At 43.3% G+C, this 19,860-nt stretch carries 17 protein-coding genes; 5 read left to right on the top strand and 12 right to left on the bottom strand.

Annotation, left to right across the window (positions count from 1 at the left end):
* Positions 1 to 69: 69 nt before the first annotated feature.
* On the bottom strand, positions 70 to 1,068 hold the full coding sequence (locus CXF86_RS02060) for a lipid A deacylase LpxR family protein (RefSeq protein WP_102038238.1): 999 nt from the start codon (positions 1,066 to 1,068) through the stop codon (positions 70 to 72).
* A 182-nt stretch (positions 1,069 to 1,250) separates the two neighbouring features.
* Complete coding sequence (locus CXF86_RS02055) at positions 1,251 to 2,258, bottom strand: helix-turn-helix domain-containing protein (RefSeq protein WP_180960993.1); 1,008 nt, start codon at positions 2,256 to 2,258, stop codon at positions 1,251 to 1,253.
* Between the two features lie 195 nt (positions 2,259 to 2,453).
* Here CXF86_RS02055 and CXF86_RS02050 point away from each other — a divergent pair, with 195 nt between their 5' ends.
* On the top strand, positions 2,454 to 2,939 hold the full coding sequence (locus CXF86_RS02050; protein WP_180960992.1) for a hypothetical protein: 486 nt from the start codon (positions 2,454 to 2,456) through the stop codon (positions 2,937 to 2,939).
* Positions 2,940 to 3,100: 161 nt separating this feature from the next.
* Here the strand turns inward: CXF86_RS02050 and CXF86_RS02045 are convergent, their stop codons facing one another.
* Entirely contained in the window at positions 3,101 to 3,661 is a 561-nt protein-coding gene (locus CXF86_RS02045; protein ID WP_101090645.1) for a CBS domain-containing protein, read from the bottom strand.
* Between the two features lie 335 nt (positions 3,662 to 3,996).
* Between CXF86_RS02045 and nfsA the strand changes: the two genes are divergently transcribed.
* The 4 genes from nfsA (at position 3,997) to CXF86_RS02025 (ending at position 7,116) form a co-directional block, all read left to right on the top strand.
* Positions 3,997 to 4,737, top strand: coding sequence for an oxygen-insensitive NADPH nitroreductase (gene nfsA / locus CXF86_RS02040; protein WP_308303110.1), 741 nt, complete (start codon positions 3,997 to 3,999; stop codon positions 4,735 to 4,737).
* A gap of 307 nt (positions 4,738 to 5,044) precedes the next feature.
* Entirely contained in the window at positions 5,045 to 5,572 is a 528-nt protein-coding gene (locus CXF86_RS02035; RefSeq protein WP_102038236.1) for a YbhB/YbcL family Raf kinase inhibitor-like protein, read from the top strand.
* 123 nt (positions 5,573 to 5,695) lie between these two features.
* Positions 5,696 to 6,505: an AraC family transcriptional regulator gene (locus tag CXF86_RS02030; protein WP_102038235.1), complete on the top strand. Its 810-nt coding sequence runs from the start codon at positions 5,696 to 5,698 to the stop codon at positions 6,503 to 6,505.
* Between the two features lie 269 nt (positions 6,506 to 6,774).
* Entirely contained in the window at positions 6,775 to 7,116 is a 342-nt protein-coding gene (locus CXF86_RS02025; protein ID WP_101090648.1) for a zinc ribbon domain-containing protein YjdM, read from the top strand.
* A 539-nt stretch (positions 7,117 to 7,655) separates the two neighbouring features.
* On the opposite strand, the gene CXF86_RS02020 is transcribed toward CXF86_RS02025, so the two are convergent.
* The 9 genes from CXF86_RS02020 to CXF86_RS01975 all read right to left on the bottom strand — a co-directional run bounded on the left by CXF86_RS02020 (position 7,656) and on the right by CXF86_RS01975 (position 19,554).
* A complete protein-coding gene (locus CXF86_RS02020) occupies positions 7,656 to 8,234 on the bottom strand; it encodes a HupE/UreJ family protein (protein WP_101090649.1) in 579 nt (192 codons plus the stop codon).
* A 661-nt stretch (positions 8,235 to 8,895) separates the two neighbouring features.
* Positions 8,896 to 9,720, bottom strand: coding sequence for a sterol desaturase family protein (locus CXF86_RS02010; protein ID WP_257985263.1), 825 nt, complete (start codon positions 9,718 to 9,720; stop codon positions 8,896 to 8,898).
* Positions 9,713 to 10,369: a CDP-alcohol phosphatidyltransferase family protein gene (locus CXF86_RS02005; protein WP_101090650.1), complete on the bottom strand. Its 657-nt coding sequence runs from the start codon at positions 10,367 to 10,369 to the stop codon at positions 9,713 to 9,715. The genes CXF86_RS02010 and CXF86_RS02005 overlap by 8 nt, the downstream gene beginning before the upstream one ends.
* A 120-nt stretch (positions 10,370 to 10,489) precedes the next feature.
* The gene (locus tag CXF86_RS02000; RefSeq protein WP_102038234.1) at positions 10,490 to 11,173 is read right to left on the bottom strand and encodes an ATP-binding cassette domain-containing protein; all 684 of its coding nucleotides are present in this window, start codon (positions 11,171 to 11,173) and stop codon (positions 10,490 to 10,492) included.
* Positions 11,174 to 11,181: 8 nt separating this feature from the next.
* Positions 11,182 to 12,915, bottom strand: a complete 1,734-nt coding sequence (locus CXF86_RS01995) for an ABC transporter permease (protein WP_102038233.1) — start codon at positions 12,913 to 12,915, stop codon at positions 11,182 to 11,184.
* Positions 12,885 to 14,207: an ABC transporter substrate-binding protein gene (locus CXF86_RS01990; protein WP_102038232.1), complete on the bottom strand. Its 1,323-nt coding sequence runs from the start codon at positions 14,205 to 14,207 to the stop codon at positions 12,885 to 12,887. Before CXF86_RS01990 ends, CXF86_RS01995 begins: the two co-directional genes overlap by 31 nt.
* Positions 14,194 to 15,021, bottom strand: a complete 828-nt coding sequence (locus CXF86_RS01985; RefSeq protein WP_102038317.1) for a DUF547 domain-containing protein — start codon at positions 15,019 to 15,021, stop codon at positions 14,194 to 14,196. The genes CXF86_RS01990 and CXF86_RS01985 overlap by 14 nt, the downstream gene beginning before the upstream one ends.
* 55 nt (positions 15,022 to 15,076) lie before the next feature.
* Positions 15,077 to 17,230: an FAD-dependent oxidoreductase gene (locus CXF86_RS01980; protein WP_101090654.1), complete on the bottom strand. Its 2,154-nt coding sequence runs from the start codon at positions 17,228 to 17,230 to the stop codon at positions 15,077 to 15,079.
* A gap of 11 nt (positions 17,231 to 17,241) precedes the next feature.
* The gene (locus tag CXF86_RS01975; protein ID WP_374702314.1) at positions 17,242 to 19,554 is read right to left on the bottom strand and encodes a TonB-dependent receptor; all 2,313 of its coding nucleotides are present in this window, start codon (positions 19,552 to 19,554) and stop codon (positions 17,242 to 17,244) included.
* Between the last annotated feature and the right edge of the window lie 306 nt (positions 19,555 to 19,860).

Here is a 19,860-nt window from a genome sequence, read left to right as displayed (position 1 = left end):
TTAAGCTGTGATATGGATTGTCGAAAGTGGCCGGGTTAACCTGGCCACTTTTTATCGCACATATAGGCGTTACATCAGCCAGCTATAACTGATCACGCCGTAACCATGCCAGTCTTGTGGGTCCGATTCATATTCTTTGCTATATAAATCAAAACTCCAGCTAACTGACCAGCCGGGAAAGGCCCAGATAACGCCGGTGCTCGCGCTCGCTTGCTGATGTTTCATTTGAATATAGGAGTCATAAGGCAAATCGCCTTCGATACTCAAGTCATTCAGACGGTAACCCGCTTGTGCTCTTGCAAAAACGGTCCAGCTGCCACCTTCTCTGGCTGAAACACTGTATTGACCGTAGTGTCCAGCATGGCTGCTGATCTGCCCGAAAGACTGGTTCAAGTCATCTCCCCAGCGTAAGGTTAAGCCTAGATTTGATTCGGTACGGAAATTACCTAATTGTGTATAACTGTGACCACTAAGTTCCCATTGGCTGTCTTCAAAAGCCTGCTGCCGTAGCAATAGCATGTCTGCTTCATAGGCAAACTGAAACGTCATTTCCGTTTCGATTTGATACTGCCAGCCCAGTGGCGCGGTAGATGAGGTGAGCTTATGCACCAACTCCTGAGTCGCTTCTGCGCCAGAGGCTGGGCCCATAACACCGACTGTAAACCAGTTCTTTTGTGCGAAATCATCGCCATAGATTCCGCTGAAGCTCTCAAGCTCTAACAGCCCAGCATAAGGGCGGTCAAAAGGTTGCTCAAAGTCATGTTTTATCTCTATAGGCGTCCACATACGTTGATATAGGTTTGCGCCCCATTGGCTAGTATTACTCTGTTGTGGAAAAAGTAATAGGCTCTGCCAGTTAAAAGGCCAAGATGCGTTAGAGAAGTCATGTTGAGGCGTTGCTTGCCAGCTAATGGCAATACCGTTGGAGTAATCCCCATCATCGCCAATCACAACATCGTTATCTAAACCAACATGCCATTGAGATGCTAAAGAGGATAAAGGAGCGCTTGCAAGCACAGCGGCGCAGCCGATTGAAATTAGTGATTTATAAGCAAGTAGAGGCTTCAATTGCAGGTTCCCGTTATATTCAATGCATGATTTCAGGCGAAGTTCTACAGTAAAGATAACGCTTGCAGCATAACCCTAAAATGACAACTAATCCAATATTGGTATTATTACCGTCAACTTACGCTCATAACCGCAGGGTTATAGTTACTGCCTTACTCATGTGAGCAATTTATATAAGTGACTTAAATGAGCTGCTGGAATTGCTTACGATAGGCGCGGGGGGATTGGCCTGTTATCCGCTTAAAGGCTCGAGAAAAATGGGCTAGATCTGAGTAACCAAGTGAAGAAGCTATGCGGGTAATCGGAATATTGCCATCGGTCATCATTTCACAGGCCTGAGTGAACAACACGTTCTCGACGATGTTTGAATAACTGGCTTTTTCTGCTTTTAAACGGCGCTGAAGTGTTCTGACGTTCATACCCAATATGTCGGCGGCAGACCCAATGGAGAGCCTACCTAAACCCAAATAAGGTTTGAGCGCTTGCTTTAATGAGTCAACAAACTGAGTTGGCCTGCGTGGCTCACTGGGTTTAGCTTCATGCCAGCCTAATTTTAGCGATATTGGCAGTGCGAGTTCTGCTGAGGTTAAGGAGATAGCAATAACACTGCGATTGACATAAAAAATTGAATCTTCAACGAGTAATGACTTTTTTAGTTCATCAGCATTATCAGAGGTTAACACTATCTCGGCTGGAGACCACTCTCGCTTGGTTAAGTTACGAATGAGCTCAATCATAAAGGTTAGGATGAACAGCTCTCTGAAATCCAAGAGCTTCTCTATATTAAAGTTATGCTCTCTAATTAACCAATGCCGACCGACTAAGTGCCGCAACTTGACCGTTGAGTGGGTTGATTCTTGATTAAAAAATACCGAGAACTCTTCGATAGCCTGCTCAAGAGTTTTAGCGTATTTGAGTTTTTCAGCATAACTAGGAACAAGTACTTGTCGGCATACTTGCCATATGAGTTGGCTGTATCTATCTGGGCCTGCCTTTTCACCGATAATACGCAGTAGATTAATCAGTGGCAGTTGCGGTACATAGTCGTGATCAGGCTCTAGGATGTTTTCTGGAAGTTGGGCTTTTGCGATGGTGGGATAGATATCACTATCTATCTGTTTGAGTATGTCGACGAAAGCGATCGCATATTGAGATTTAATCAAAGGAACGATGGGCGTTACTTTTTTCATTTTTAAGCCCTTCATTTTTACTGATCAGGTTAGTCTTTCTATTACAGTAGTCAATATCCTGCATAGGTTAACTTTCTCGTTCTATATCGTAGGCGTTATGGCAGAGGTTTGTCTAATTATCTTGAAATGTGGTGAGTTGGTGTTAGCTTATAAAAGTAGCAAAAAATTCATTAACTAAATGAGCGAGGCTGATAAATGACCCAACAAACAGAGCCAATAAAGACTAAGCCGACGTTGGCCACCCCGATAAAAGAATACGGTTTTAATACGCCGCAGCGTTTATTTGTTGGTTATACGTTGGCTGTGTTAGTGGATCTCACGGTGCTTAATTTATTCAATGAGTTTTGGGAATACATCACGCTAGAGTCTTTTTCTATTTCGCTATTAGTGGCTATTTTATTACAGCTATTATTGAAGCTAACAATTGCGGCAGAACATGCGATTGCGGAATATTTTAAGACTAAACCGGGTCGGGCACCGAAGTTTTACCGAGCTTTTACTACTTGGGCTATTCTATTTGGTTCTAAATTTATAATGCTAGAAGCCATTAACTTGTTCTTTGGAGACAGCATTCAGTTTACAGGTCCTGCGGATGGAATCGTGGCATTCTTTGCACTTGTATTTGGGATCTTAATTGCAGAGTTTATGGTTTCTAAAATATATTTCTCGCTAGAAGATTAAGGAGAAAAGCCATGGTCTCTTACGGATGAGTAATGACATTCTAATGATTAGCAGCAAGTACTGAGGATGCTTTTTCTATTTCGAATGCTACAGTTTAATACAAAAACAGCCACCCCAAAGGGTGGCTAGCTAAATCGATGAGAAACTCATTCGTCGCTAAGCTAAATAGCGGTTTTAAAAATATGCATAAACGAAGGTGGTAATTCGATATTAATGGGGATTTTAAGTTTGCGTGCAACATCATTTGATGCGATTAATCCTCGAATATGATGTTGCTCGTGGTCAATGACTAGCATGTGATGTAAGCCATTCTCTTGTAAGGATCGCACAACATCACTGACGTTTGCCGTTGATAGTTGCTGGTAATCCAGTGCCGATAATTGATCTCTAGCGATCATCATATCGGTCACTAATAACTCCTCAATACTGCAAGCAAACTTGTTGGCTAGCTTTACCATTTTACGGTGGAGTAGCTCATGCTTAGTTATCACGCCGAGGAATTGATTATCTTTGTCGACCACTAACCGCATAAATGCATGCGTCTTATCCATTACATTTGAAGTGTCTATTGCGCTTGTTGCTGCGTCGATGACCATAGGTTGAGAATGGTTAAAGTCGGTAAAAATACTCAATGCTGGCGAGTTTAGCTGCGTTTTATCTTCATCGGTCGACCAAAGTAAGTGGTCGATAGATGCGGTGCTATATAGATCTAGGTTTCTCATAGGGCTTTCTCCTGTACTAAGGTACATCTTTCAGGCGATTGATTCGGGGAGGTAACAGCTATATTTTATTTCTATTCACACCGGCTTGATGCTGTAATGCGAAGTCATTAGTTAGCCGTATCAATACAAACTAGTCTTGATGGCGGTAGAGGGTCAATAACATTAAGTACAATTAATATAGGTTAAGCTAATGGTAGAGTTGTTGCCAATATGGTTGATTCTGAAGATTTTTAATATTTTATATTGTTTAGATTTAATGTTGCAGGCTGAATCTACGTCACTGCTTATTTTCAATTGCTCATAACGTAAAGGACCAGTAGGCTAGTGGTAACGTAATGAAAAGCGAAGCGACTATGAACTCAACGATAGATACCATATTACAACACCGCTCTATACGGCACTTTACCGAGCAAGCGATTGAAGCCGATAAACTGGAACAGATTTTAAATTGTGCTATCGCAGCATCGACCTCAAGTTTTATTCAATGCACCAGTATTATTCGGGTTACCGCTAAAGCATCGAGAGACAAGTTGGTTGAATACGCTGGTGGCCAACCTTATGTTGCTAGCGCGGCAGAGTTCTTTGTCTTTTGCGCTGATTTTAATCGTCATCAGCAGATAAACCCGCAAGCGCAACTGGGCTTTTGTGAGCAAACACTTATCGGAGCAATCGATACTGCTTTGATGGGGCAAAACGCATTGTTGGCAGCGCAATCACTTGGCCTCGGTGGCGTTTTTATTGGTGGTATCCGTAATAACCCTGACAAAGTGGTACAGCTGTTAAACCTTCCAAAGCATGTGATGCCGTTATTTGGACTGTGTCTAGGCTATGCTGCTAAAGCACCAGAGTCTAAGCCGCGTTTACCGCAGTCGATAGTGGTGCATCAAGACAGTTATAAGGCATTAGATTTTGATGTCTTAGCACGATATGACCAGCATATTAGAGAGTATTACGGCTCTCGCTCGAGCAATAACAAACAGGTTTCATGGTCAGATCAAATAACGGAAACCCTGAACAAAGAGGCGAGACCCTTCATGTTAAGTGCGATGAATAAACAAGGGTTTCTTTCTAAGTAATTGATATTTAGCTGGCTGTTGGTGATTGTGTTGAGGGCTACGAGGCTAGCGTACTTTTGATTTTTAGATGAATATAGAGATCCTCTAAAGATTTGAAAATGGTTAACATCCTAGTTGTAATGATGACTTTGATAGGAATTCGTTTTTTAATTATGAATACTTCACCGTCATTAGCTATATTGGTATTTTATGACTTAAACTTGCATTTATACGCTTTTAAAAACCATAAGTGATAGTTGTTGTTTATTATTTAGTTTTTCATTCGGTAAGATGGTCATACACTCACCATCTTATCTAGGAGATAACGATGAAACACCTAAGTTTATCTATCGCTTTAATAGCCTTCTCTGCTCAGAGCTTTGCATTAGAAATTAGTAGTACAGATATCAAAGAAGGGCAGCTAATGCCGAAGAAGTTTGAATACCAAGGCATGGGCTGTAATGGAGGCAACGTCTCGCCACAATTATCTTGGAGTGGTGCCCCCAAGGAGACTAAGAGTTTTGCGATTACGGTGTTTGATCCTGACGCGCCTACAGGAAGTGGTTGGTGGCATTGGGCGGTACTTAATCTGCCTGCCAGTACGTTATCACTGCCACAAGGGGCATCAGGTAATTTAAAAACCGGTTTAGAGACCAGAATTGATTACGGTAAACCTGGGTTTGGGGGAGCTTGTCCACCGAAAGGGGATGGAATGCATCGGTATCAGTTTACAGTATGGGCACTGCCTGAGGCTAAACTCGAATTACCCGCTGATATCTCTCCTGCTATTGTGGGCTTTACCCTCAACAAGATGGCGTTAGACAAAGCTGTACTCACTGCAACTTACGTTCGTTAATACCTGTTCATTATAATAGGGTAATTGCTGAGTTTATTACCCTATTATTTAGTCACTTCTCTTCATGCTGAATCCCGCATCAAGAGATCATTTGGATGTCATCTCCTTTAAAGAGGAAACTAAGTGCGCGGATTAGTTAAAGTTGATCGCTTCTTTGGCATAAAGTCGCAACCATTGCGTAATGTACCTGTGGTGGCTCCAAGCATTATAGCGGTTACTTCGGGAATAAAAACTCTGCTTTGGCAAGGTGACACTCTCACATTTAATCGGAGTAATTGGCTTCTCGCTTCTTCTAATGAAAAACTGACCTTTGTGAATGAGCCTTTTCAACAACAATTTAATTCAGTTCAGATCTCGTTTCTTTCATCGCCATCAGAACATATTTTGCAACAATCTATAACTGCCGGAAAAGAGACAGATTCTATGCTGGCTTCACCCTGTATTGAAGTCACTGATGGCTTGAACTTTGCTTTTTCGCAGCTGCTTAGTATGTCTGAATATCATTTGAGCCAATCAGTGCAGCAGCTCTATCTCGATGCTTTTTACCAACAGCTTAGCGAAGCTGGCGGCTTACCAAGTTTGTTCGGTCATCATCAACTCACATTACGAGATAAAGTGAGTCGTTACGTTGCAGCAGATCCCGCTAGAAATCATTCTATTGATAATGTCTGTGGGCATTTTGCGATGAGCCAAGCAACATTCATGCGGCATCTAAGTAAAGAACACACCTCTTTTAGAGTCATTTTGGCAGAAGTGAGAATGTTACATGCCATAGGGGTGATGCAATCGTCATACAGCCGTAATGGCGCTCAACTCTCTCAGCTAGAGTTAGCGATATGTTGTGGTTATCAATCTGAAACTCGTTTTAGTCAGCGATTTAAACATCAATTTGGAATTTCGCTTAAAGAGTATAAACAGACGCTTAATGAGTGATGGCGCTAAAGTGGTCCCGATAGAAATGATTCAAGATAAGGCTGAACAATATCTGCAAACAGGGTAAAAAACACAAAATTCGATATCAATAATGAACATCTATAACTAAACATAAATAGCGGCTTGTTCACAAGACCCTATTTTCAATCTAGATGATATTCGAAATATTGATTATAATGTGTCTTTGAAAAGCGAGTTGTATTGATGGTTGTGTCAGTGATGACCTATCAAGTACGATTCAACAAATTATTTATTAAAGAGAAAATACCATGAGCGCTCTCCCACCATGCCCAAAATGTGAATCAGTCTATGTATACGAAGATGGTGCACAACTCGTTTGTCCAGAATGTGCTCATGAATGGAATCCTAACGAAACTATTGTTGATCCAGACGTTATTATCTTAAAAGACGCAGTAGGAAACTTATTAGCAGAAGAAGATAAAGTGACACTAATCAAAGACCTTAAAGTAAAAGGTTCATCGTTAGTGCTTAAGGTTGGCACTAAAGCGGTTATCAAACGCTTTGTGAATGGCGACCACGATATCGACTGCAAAGTAGATGGCCAAGGCTTTATGATGCTTAAATCTAAATTTGTTAAAAAGCAAAGCTAATCGAGCTCCAAAGCTGAAAGCGTGATAGTGATTTATAAGAACACCTGCCTTAGTGCAGGTGTTTTTTTATGGTTCGACAAATAAGCCAATCAGTTTTACAACCCTAGCTGCGTCATTCATATTAATACGCTTTAAATCACTTGCTAGAATTTGAGTAAGATAGCGGCTGTGTAGCGGGCATTAGACGTTAGCGTCTAATTAATTTTTACTATTTGGGCTTAGTTGACGATCTTTCATAGAGTCAGAGAATATGCATGCGTGTTTGTCATTCTCGGCTCTAGTATCCTCGGTAGGATCTACCTCCCGAATTTGACCTCCATGGAGGGAATACTATATTTGTATGGAACAAAAATAGACCATGAAATTGTATATCGAAACTCACCTGTACATTATAAAGCAGGTTTTAAATCTGCACAGTATGAGCTTCTCAGAGGGCTATTGCTGCGTTGCATTATTTTAAAAGATAATATCGACAATACGTCTAAAAATTAAACGTTTAAGACAGGTTCTAATTGTTCATATATGTCATAAAGTAAATGTTAAACACCAATAAGAAGATAACCGCCGATAAGTGCAATAGCGCCTCCCGATGTCCGAATAAAGTGGTGTTGCGGATCCCTATGCTGCATACCCATTCCTAATAATACCCCGACAATATGTATTGCTGCAGTACCGCAGATAAACCCTAGGGCATAGAGTGCCGGGTTAGCCAATTGTGGCATCTCAACACCATGAGCATGACCATGAAATATGGCAAATAGGGCAACAAATGCCATAACCAACAGCTGAGGTAGTTTTTTGTCTATTGCTAAAGCCAATCCTAACAATAGAACCGAGATAGCAATTCCGATCTCTACAAACGGAATAGGAATTGACAGCAAGCCAATAATGCCGCCAATAAGCATAAATATGACGAATACAGTGGGGACGGTCCAGATTGCACGGCCACCAAGTTGGGTACTTAAAAGGCCCACCGACAACATGGCTAACATGTGATCAAATCCTAGAACGGGATGATTAAATCCGGCGAAAAACCCACCAGATGAATGGAGTTCATGGGCCTGCGCAGGCAGTGCTAAAAAGAGGGTGGCAAACACTAGAACAGATAAACGCATCACGGCAAAAATCCTATTTTTGATTAACTCACTCAGGAAGAGTAAGTCAAGATACACGGATTAATAATATGAGGGTTGATACATATCAAGCGTTTGATAAATATAATAAAGATTGATAATAGGATCCATGTTGTTAGTCGTAATCATCACGCACTTGTATTGCTTGAGTTAGATGGATTTGCAACCTCAGGTTAACTTATTTGTAGCATGGACTCTTTTCAGAATGATATTGACCTGCCCAACGACCTTAAGCTCATTTACATGCCCGACTCCTTGCGTTGTACATTCGTGACAGTAAGAGCGTAGAGTTAACATCTGATGGGTCGAATGAAGCGTGAGCGCTAAGGGCAGTTTATCTTTTGAACTTCGTTTTTGTTCGACTCTTTATCGTAAAAAATAATGGTGTTAGTACAAGGCTAAGCGAAAGCTCTCAATACTGCGAGTCATTCCGCTGATTTGATCGGCAAGCAGTTTTCCTGAACCACAAGCCATGGTCCAGCCAAGAGTGCCATGGATGGCCAAGGCTTTATGATGCTTAAATCACTCGCTAGAACCTACGCTTAGCCGAGTTATATCCCCAAATAACGATAGCAACGCCATTAATGTGATTAATTTAGACCTCTCTCAGGAATTTTGAATGTAAGACATATTATTGAAAAAATGGTTATTCCTTTTTGAATGGCTTTTGGGATAGAAATGGCATCCTTAATAATCCCCACAACTTGGCGTTATGTTTGGCATCCTGATATTCGCCGAGGCCAATGTCGATATCATTGTCTGCTTTACTGGCTTGGGCTGAATAGGTTCCAAATAACCTATCCCACCAAACGATACTAGAACCAAAGTTACTGTTGCTCTCGGATATGATTTGACTGTGATGAATGCGATGTAATATTTGGGTCACTAATACGGTGCGGGTGATCCGTTCGAGTGTTGGCGATAATCGAATGTTGGCGTGATTAAAGATGGCTAAACCGTTTAATAGAATTTCAAATAAAATAACAGCACTGGCTGGCACCCCTAGAATAATGATGGCCAACGCTTTAACACCGATACTGACAGTGATTTCAATCGGGTGAAATCGCAGCGCGGTAGTGCTATCGACATGCACATCGGCGTGGTGGACCTTATGCAATCGCCACAACAAGGGGATACGATGAAACAATCGGTGTTGCCAATAGATAAGCAGATCTAATAACAGTAGGCTTAATCCTATATTGACCCAATTCGGCAGTCCGATATAGGGCAAGAATCCCCATTGCTGTTGGTGACCAAAGAGTGCAAGACCCGCTAATCCAATCGGTAATACTAACCTTGCCGCAACAGCTGAAATGACGAGTATTGCCACATTGCCGAATAAGCGAGTACCTTGTTTCGGCGTTGTTGCTGTGTTGGGGAACTTCCTTGCCGGAAAGCAACGCTCTAGTAGTAACATTAACGCCAGCACTGTTAAAAATATTCCTAGTCGTATTGATGATGCATCATCCATTATCACATTTACCTTGTGAGGTTTGGTTAAGGGGCGTGTGGTTTTTTAACGTATGGTAGCCACCGTGAATACGAGTGAAGATAGTAATTGAGCCTAGCAAAGCAAAACTGTAAGCCAGCTCTGGAAAGTACTCTGGCCATAGACAGAATGCCAGAAAAAAGGCGATGGTTTCGGTACCTTCAGTTAAGCCATTCAAAAAGTAAAAACTCTTATTGGCAAACTGGGGCCGCGGTAAATGGAGCTTCTCTGCTGGAATCGCAAATGCCAAAAAGCTTGAGCTTGTCCCCATAAATACACTTAATAATACCGCTGCGGGTAAGGCGTTTTCAATCGGGCTAGCGATGGCAAATCCTAACGGTACCGCTGCATAAAATAAAAAGTCGACACAAATGTCTAAAAAGCCTCCCGCAGAGGTATTTTTGTTTTGATAACGAGCAAGAGCGCCATCGACTCCATCAAAAATTCGGTTAATTAAGATCACCACAAGCGCCGCATACCATTGCTGTAATGCCAACAATGGTAATGCAGTCATACCGATACCAAATCCCACTAAGGTGATCTGATCTGGGCTAATATTGCGCTTATCCAGCGGTTTGACTAACGGCCGTAATAACGTATTAATGATGGGCGTGACAAATCGATCTAGCATGGTGTAATCCTATTGTGGCGACGCCTGTTGCCGAGTTAGATGAGTAAGTGGCTATCAAAGTAAGGATCTAACTCAATTCAGCCACTTATATTGAGGAGCTTTCGCTATCGTTTAAAGCGCTTAAGTTAACGTGATTACTTTCCCTTTTGCAGCATTAGCATCGGTTTGATCATGGGTGACCATGACCACAGGTAATTGATGACGCTTAATGAGGTCAAACACCAGCTGCCGTGTTTCTTGGCGTAGTTGACTATCAAGTTTACTAAAAGGCTCATCGAGCAAAATGGCTTCAGGTTGACTCAATAACACCCGCAATAATGCCACTCGTGCTTGTTGCCCTCCTGATAAACTTTGTGTCTTACGCTGCTCCATACCCGCCAGTCCCACCTGTTCTAATGCTTGGCTGATCTGTTGGCGTCGTAGTGGAGCATCGCCTTTAGGCATGGCAAAGGCGATATTGCCCGCGACTGATAAATGCGGAAACAGCAATGGGTCTTGATAGAGTATACCGATATGGCGTAAATGGCTGGCAGTGCCTGTGATGTTGTGCCCATTTAAATGTAACTGACCTTGAGCACTGAATCCTTGTGGCAGCATGCCCGTTAACCAGTTTAATAACGTCGACTTACCGCTGCCTGATGGCCCCATAATCGTCAAAATATCACCGCCGTTAATGGTTTCATTAAGGGACAGTAAAGGGGTGTTTTGACGTGTTAATACTAGCTGTTCAATGCGTAACGATCCTGGTTCTGACCGGGATAAAGGCGCATTGTCGGCTGAAGAGTGTGTTGACTGTAATGGCATATTGGTCCCTATACGCGACGTCGAAAGAGAATATTGGGGATAAGCCAAGCCACTAAAAACGCGATGGCAGGCAAGAACATCTGCATTAAGGCATAAACGGCACTGACTCGGCGACTAGCACCATTGGCTAACGCAACAGCCTCGGTGGTAATGGTCTCTATTCTGCCACCACCAGCCAGCAAAGTGGGTAAGTATTGGCTAAAACTAATGGCTAAGCCCAGCGCGATGGCGATTAAAATAGGTGCCAATAGCATAGGTAATTTTATCTGCCAAAATATTTTAGCCGGTGGCGCACCAAGGCTTGCTGCAACAGCTGCATAGCGAGGATCAACACGTCGATAACTGTTGGCAAGTGACAAAAAAACATAGGGTAATACAAACAATAGGTGCGCTAACACCACATTGATAAAAGCATGGTGGCTATTTACTTGTTCTTGTAGCCAAACTAAGCCGAATAAAAAGGTAATACTGGGGATCAGCAAGGGCAAGTAAATAATCACGCTGCTAATCGCTGACAGGTTTTTACCTCGTTGTTGTTCTGCCTCAAGCACAAATACGGTGATGATGATCGCAAGAGCAGTGCTACAGATGCCAATGAGCACAGTATTGATCAATGGTGCGTGCATTTGTACTAACGCCGATTGCCAATGCATGCCAACCCATTGCTGTGGTATTGCCATAGGATAAGGCCAAAAACCGGCCACCGACCACAATAACATGCCAAATAATGATAAGCCGATAACACTGAGTAAAAGCACCGTCAGTAGATGAGTAATTCGTTGCCATAACAAGTCGCGGTAGTCGCGGCGACCATTAATTAAACTATTGATGCTTAATCGTTTTACGAGACGTTCTAACAACCACCAAATCGTTAACAACGCCAAGGTAACCGATATTTGTAATAGCGCCCCTGCAGAGGCTTTAATGCGCAGACTTAAATCGACATCATTAAACCATTGCATAATGGCGACGGCTAAAGTGGGTGGGGTATTCGGGCCTAAAATTAATGGGATTTCAACGCTGGCACTGGCATAAGCCAATACGGCTAAAACCGGTAAGCGCAGATAAGGATAAAGGCTTGGTAACACGATTTTAAAAAATGCGGTCATTGGGCTGTAGCCGAGACTAAGTGCGACTCGATGCTGAGAGCGTAACGTATTGCCTATGTCTGGCTGGGCTAATACGCCAAGGGCAATTAACAACAAAAAAGGCAGTTCTTTAATGGTTAAGCCGATAATAATACTGATGCCCATGGCATCGTGCGGGTATAACCAGTCCGGTGGGCTCGTCCATCCACTAAGCCAGGGCGATACTAAACGCGACACCATGCCAGATGGTGCGATTAAGAAGCCGATAGCAATGGCCGCCGCAGCATGTGGAATAACTAAGAGAGGCCCTAATAAGCGTTGAATTCGTTTTAACCATGGGCTTGAAAAGTAACTGGCTAGGATCAATGTCGTCATTATAAATGCTAGTAACGTGCTGATTAAACTGGTGGTAAAACTGAGCATGACCATGCGACTCATGCCTGGCGTCGCCATTAATTGTTCAAACCCGTGCAACCCGAACTCAGTTGATCCTAATGCAGGGACCCAGCCAAAAGCGGGTAAAATCACCCCCAACAATCCTGCTAATACGGGCAGCACGATTAATGTCACCATGACAGATGGGCTAAAACTGACGACGCGGGTAAACAGGGTATTGGCAGCAATCATGGTTTCACCCCATAACGACTCAGCCATTGCTGAGCAATAATCTGGGTCCAGCTGGGATGAGGTTCGCTTAAGGCAGGACTCGCCACGTAATGCGCCATGCTGGTCGCAGCAGCGTCCGGTATCGTCTGCTTATTGTCTTGCTTGGCAGTTTGTGTGCTGAATAAAGTTTGTTGCGTTAAGGTCAGCAGTGAACGGTCTAATACCGTGCTATCACCCCACACCTCTATGTGTTGTTTCTTTGCCTGTGCTTCAGGGCTAAGCAGGAAATTAATCACTAATTTTGCACTGTCGATATGAGCTGCGTTATAGGGGATGGCTACAAAGTGAATGTTGCTTAAACTGCCATCTTGCATCTTATAACTACGGGTACTGCTGGGAAGATCAAAGCGAGCGATTGCAGCTGGGATTTCGGCTGCTGAGAAGGTGAATGCGAGGTTCAATTCACCGTCGCCCACTAAGCGGCGTAGCGTCATACCGCTAGACACAAAGTGTTGACCTTTACGCCAGAGCGAAGGGTGTAACTCATCTAAAAACTGCCATAAAACAGGTAATAATAACGCTTCACTTTGAGGCGATGCGGGTTGATAAAGCCGTTCTTTTATTGCCGTCGGTTGAGCGTCATTCAACATTATTAACGCATATTTTAAAAAGCTCATGGCTAAAAAATCAGGTGGCTTAGGATAAGTAAACCGCCCTGGATGATCTTGGCTCCAGTCGAGTAACTGTAATAATGTTAAAGGTGGAACAGTGGTTGCGGTGCTATTGTAGTAAAAGGATAGTGAGGCTTGTCCCCACGGCGCTTCCATTCCTTGTGTTGGCACGCCAAAGTCGCGTGTCATTGCTGGGTTATGCTCAGGGTTGGTTAAGCTAAAATTGGGTAGCTGGCTAACCCAATTTGGGGTTAGTAATTGATGCTGTGCCATTGATGCAAAATTCTCACCGTTAATCCACACCATATCGACCTGACCATTATGATGATTTCCCGCTGATCTCTCAGACAATACACGGCTGACGGCTTCGCTGGTGTTGGTTAATTTTACTTGGTGTAAGTTAATGGAATATCGTTGTTTGACCTGCTCTGCAACCCATAGGATATACATATTAATTTGTGGGTCGCCACCCCAAGCATGAAAATAAACATCTTGGTTTCTACCGCGAGATTCAATCTCTGACCATATTTTATCGGGGGAGGTCGAGGCATGACTTACGCTTGGCCATAAGCTCGTTGACAAACAGACGAAAAGTACCCTTGCCGCCACCAAATGATAGTGGGCGGTTTTAAGGTGAAGTGACAGGCTAAGTCGTTTACTGATTGTCATTTAGCGACCAATCATAATCTAAAAATTCAATCTGCATTTCTTGCTTGGTCAGCGCAGCTTGTTGCGCTGGGGTAAGTTCGAGTACATCGATATATAACAGTAAGAAAGCCGCGACAGAATCGCTGTTATTAAACCCCATAGTAAAATCTTCGTCGTACCATTTAAAAATGGATGACAGATATAAAGTGCCATCTTTGAAATAGTTGCGGCGGGTGTCGGCAACAAAGCGCTCGGTTTGAGCTGTTAATTGTTGTTCGAGCTTAGCACCCGTGTAAGCTTCTTCACGCAGCGCGGGGCAGCCTATACTGGCGCAATTGACAGCAAAGTGAATGCGCGGATCATTATAACGGCCACTACCCCTAATTAATTTATGCTCAATGTCATTTAAACTGCGAGTTTCGCCCAATAATGGAATAAACGATTTATCCCAAGGTGAGCGAAAAAAACTGCCTAACGCTTTAATGGAATCGATATCAGGATAGGTGGTTAGAATAAACTCAACTGTCCATGCATTATAGGCATTGATTAGAAAGGCCAATTGCTGCGTTGTGTCCCAGCCATCAAATGTTGTTTGGGTGATTAGACTCAATTGATTTAGGTAGCCCTTTAATATGCTTCTGTCTTGTAGCATGGCGCGGTAGTCGACTGCGCTGCTGTGACCTTGATTAATTGGCTGTACATTCCGAATGAGTAATTGTTGCCAATCATCATGTAAATGTGGTGCAGATGGAGCATCTGCCGCCATCGCAATGTGACTGAGCACAATGCTGACAGCCAACAGCAAACCTTGAACATATCGGGTTAAGATCTTCATTATTCTGGGTTCTCGCTCAGCATTTTTACTCTGGACTCTCACTTTGCAATTTGATTCAGCCGCGACGCCAGCCATGGTATTTTTCTAACCAACGTAGCACAGTCGCAGGGGCATGATTACGTTTCCATTCACCAGCCGCGTATTTGTTACCTTCAGCCCACGTCGGATAACTGTGTATGGTGCCCAGGATTTTATTCAAGCCTAAGCCATGTTTCATTGCTAACACAAACTCGGCAATTAAATCCCCAGCATGTTCAGAGACGACGGTGACTCCTAAAATGTTGTCTTTCCCTTTAGGCGTAATAACTTTAATGAAACCGTCAGTTGCACTGTCAGTGATGGCGCGGTCAAGCTCTGCAAAATCAAAACGAGTGACTTCGTAATCAATGCCTTGCTGTATTGCTTCCTCTTCATTAATACCGACTCGCGCCACCTCTGGGTCGATAAACGTGGTCCATGGGATCACGCGGTAATCGACTTTAAACTTTTTGAAATGACCAAATAATGCATTCACCGCAGCGTACCAACCTTGATGCGCTGCCACGTGAGTAAATTGATATGGCCCAACAATATCGCCAGCGGCATAAATATTGGGATACAAGGTTTCTAAATATTCATTGGTCACAATAGTGCGATTAGTTTCAATGCCGAGTTCTTCTAAACCATAACCGCTTAAGCGCGCACTGCGGCCTACGGCACACAGCAGTTGATCGTATTCAATAGCAACTTCTTGCTGTTGGTGCTTAACAATGAGCAATTTTTTACCATCACGTAATTCGCAGCGCAGCGCTTGATGTGAGGTTAATATGTTCACGCCGCTTTTTTGCAATGCATGTGTCGCAAACTCAGACACTTCAACATCTTCTTTGATCATGATGCGTTCTGCCATTTCGATTTGGGTTACTTGCGACCCTAAACGAGCAAAACATTGTGCTAATTCTGCACCAATAGGCCCACCGCCCAGCACCACGAGTTTTTCTGGGGCTGTATCTAGCTTAGAAAACTCGCTCCACAAGGTGTCACTGGTGACATAACCGGTGGTTTCTATGCCGGGCAATGGCGGTACAAAAGGGCGTGCGCCAGTGGCAATCACAATACTGCGAGCGGTTAATTTATTGCTGCTTCCATCGGGGAAGGTTATCTCAACTGTCCAAGGGTCGACTAATTTGGCGTAACCTTTTAGCACTTCGACACCTAAATTGGTGTAGCGCTCTACGCTGTCGTGGGGAGCAATATCAGCGATGACTTGCTGTACTCTTGCCATTACGTGTTTAAACGAAAAGCTCGGCTCTGTGCTGTTCAAACCATAATGATGAGCATGTCTTATTTGCTGGGCAACTTTGGCACTTTTAATAATGGCCTTACTGGGGACACAACCGTAGTTTAAGCAATCACCGCCCATTTCGCCGGCTTCAATCAAGGTCACTTTAGCTTTTACTGCCGCGGCAATATAACTGGTAACCAAACCACCAGCCCCCGCGCCGATAACAATCATGTTGCGATCAAACTTAGCGGGTTTATTCCAATTGCGATAAACGCGGCGTTTTTTAATTATGTTAACAATCATTTTGGCTATAAGCGGGAATAATCCTAATAGTGCAAAGGAGACTATGAGCTTGAAAGATAAAATATCCGATAGACTATCAATCTGCGCTAACTGAGTGCCAGCGTTAACATAAACAAAGGTGCCGGCAAACATGCCTAACTGGCTAACCCAATAAAAAGTCCAAGACTTAAATGCAGTTACACCCATTAATAAATTGATTAAAAAGAACGGGAAAATAGGCACTAAACGTAATGTAAATAAGTAAAACCCGCCCTCTTTTTGGATACCAGCATCAATAGCGGCTAAGCGTTCAGGAAAGCGTTGCTTAATGGAATCGCGCAGTAAATAACGCGATACTAAAAAGGCCGATAATGCCCCAATACTTGACGCAAATGATGCAATTATTAAGCCTTCGACAACGCCAAATAATGCGCCAGAGGCAAGCGTTAATATTGCAGCTCCCGGCAGTGATAATGCCGTTATCATCACGTACAGCAGGAAGAATCCACCGATGACCACCACTGGAGACTGCTCGCGCCATTGGCTGAATTCATTCATCGACGCTTTTAAGCCATCTAAGGTCAGTAATTGATGTAAATCATAGTGAAAGAATAAACCCATTAAAGAGGCGACAATTAATAACAACACGATTTTCTTAGACATAAACTAAAACCTTAAAATGAATACTGTAAAGTGACGGTTGCGTTGACCGGGAGCTCCGGAAATACCAAGGTGGAACCGAAGTAACCGCCTTCAAATACCGGACGCCAATTCTTTTGATTGGTCACGTTGTTGATGTCGAGTCGTAATCTCGCCCGCTCGGAAAAGTCATAACTGGTATTGATGTTTAGTGTGTACTGGTCTCGAATATAAACGGTGGCTAAATAATCTAATGGGTAACTCATGGTATATAGACCGGAGAAACCCGCTTGCCATTTCTCAGTGATATCTACTCCGCCGTTTAAAGAGGTGGTTTGTTCAGGAATACCTTGTACACGGCGATTTGTGGGGGCGAAAGACGCAAAGTTTGGCGCACCAACCCCGGTTCCTTCAATAATATCTGGACGAGAGTTATCAAAGGCATCGGCGACTTGAGCGCTATCTTGGCTGCTGGCTGAGTCATCAAAGCGAGCATCTAAATAACTGTAACCCGCGCTAAGCCAAAAGGGTGATGCATCATAAAATGCTTGTAACTCCAGTCCCTTGGTACGAATGCCGGTATTACTGCCATCACGATTACGCAGGCTGCGCTTTTGATCAAATATGGCGGCATCGGCATACCAAGCATTGTCAGTCGGTGCGTACTTAATGCCGATTTCTGTAAAGGTGTTTTCAGTGGCAAAGTTTTGTAGGCTAATGGTGTTATTAGCGCCCAGGGTATTGCCGCCCGCCATGCTGTTAGACGTTGACTCGTTATAACTGGCACTCGCATAAGCGGTAAAATCTTGACTGACACGGTAGCTTAAACTGATCTGTGCAGAATTGAGCATTTCATTAATCGAATCACTGGCGACAATTTGTCCTACTGGAGCAATGGGGTCGCGAGCTTTTACATCATAAAAATCTGCACGATAGCCGACGCTGGTAAAAAAAGTGTCAGTCCATTGGCTATTATGCTGAATAGCCAGTCCGGTTTGCCAACTGGTAGAGTCGGTGGTGTCAGATAATGAAAAGTCGCCACTACCATTGGCGTTGATATCGTATTGCGCGCCGGGTGACACAAATACGCCTGGGCGGAGTTCCACTAACCTTGCTTGCTGTTGTGCTGTTAACGGAATACGACGGTTACCAATGGGCCCAGTTAAATCAATGGGTAAATCTGCTTCAGTGGTAAATTGACTGTAGCCGAGCACCTTGTTGTAACGCACATCGACAGCCGTAATGGTGGATTGGGTATCATTCCATTGGTATGCCAATTCAAGCCGATTTTGCGCCGTATCGGCGCCATCAATAATTTCAACAAAACTGTTTTGGGCAATTTCTTCACGAGTTAGATGCTGATAATAAGTGATATTTTTTAATGTGGCTTTTTCGCTTAATTCAAGAGTATAGATACTGTGAAGTAAGAAGGTGCTGGCACCATTTGTGTTGTCCGGATCGGTTAATACGCGGTTGCGATCTATTTCAACCAATCCGGTCGGAGATACAATAGCATTGGCGCCAGGAATGCTGCTGCCATTAGGTTGTATGCCTTGACCGGTAATATATAACCCGCTGTCGATTAAGGCTTGGGTGGGGCGGTTAATTCCTGCGTTGTCAGTAAACTCGACATCATAGTACTCAGCATTGATATCCCAACTGCTGTTTTGGTTAACTAATAATCGAAATGCCAAAAATACACTGTCACTTTTAAACGCGGAGTAATCGTAGTAACTGCCATTATCAATATGTTCAGCACTGATCCTAAAACCACTCTCGTTTTCAACAATATCGCTACCGAAGTCAATTTGGGCACGATAATGATCCCAGCTGCCTGCGGATACATTTAGTTTGCCAAATTTTTCATTGGTCGGCGCAACCTTAGAGTGCAAATTAACAAAACCGCCGTTGCGTTGGCTGGTGCCTAACAACACTGGAGGCGGCCCTTTAATCACATCGATTTGCTCAATAGCGTTAAAGGACAGTGGCACTCCAAAACCATTGTTACCCGCTTGTCGGCGAATACCGTCTTGATACAGTTCACCTAATTGGCCACGGATCGTCGGTAAGCTTGAAGCACCAAAACCGCTAGCTGAATAACTATTTGGGCTGACTTTTTGAATATCTTGTAAGTCAGTCATATTGAGCTGTTGCATCATTTCGCTAGTGATAGGCGTAACAGCACGGGCGATATCTTTAAGCTCTATTTCATCGCCAAATGGTCCGTCTATAGTGGCATTTTTAGGTGATACCCCCTTTTCATTTATAGTCTCACCTAATACCTGGATCACTTCGATAGTTTTTGCTGGTGGCTCTGCCGCGAAGCTTAAATTTGAATAAAGCACCATGCTGATGACAACGGCAATCAATGAGCGAGCAGGGAAGTCACTAACGGTGGGCATAATATTTCCTGTGGTGATGAACATAACTTAATAGTACGGGCTATCAGAAAATAACTTTCATCAAGGATATACCTATTTAGTTGGTCGTATATCGAATATATATAACTAGGGGCTGTTGATCTTTTACGGTTGTTTTTGCCGCCGTTTATTGGCTGTTTTCCCACCCGCCAACATTATTACTATTTTGTGGGTGGCTTATCCATATCGTTCAGATAAGCCATTTATTTCTAACCCCATCAACAATAGACGTCA

It is taken from the genome of Shewanella sp. GutCb (assembly GCF_002836135.1).
Classification (GTDB): Bacteria; Pseudomonadota; Gammaproteobacteria; order Enterobacterales; family Shewanellaceae; genus Shewanella.
The sequence above is the reverse complement of the archived record's forward strand: the minus strand, read 5'-3'. Positions and strand labels throughout refer to the sequence as shown.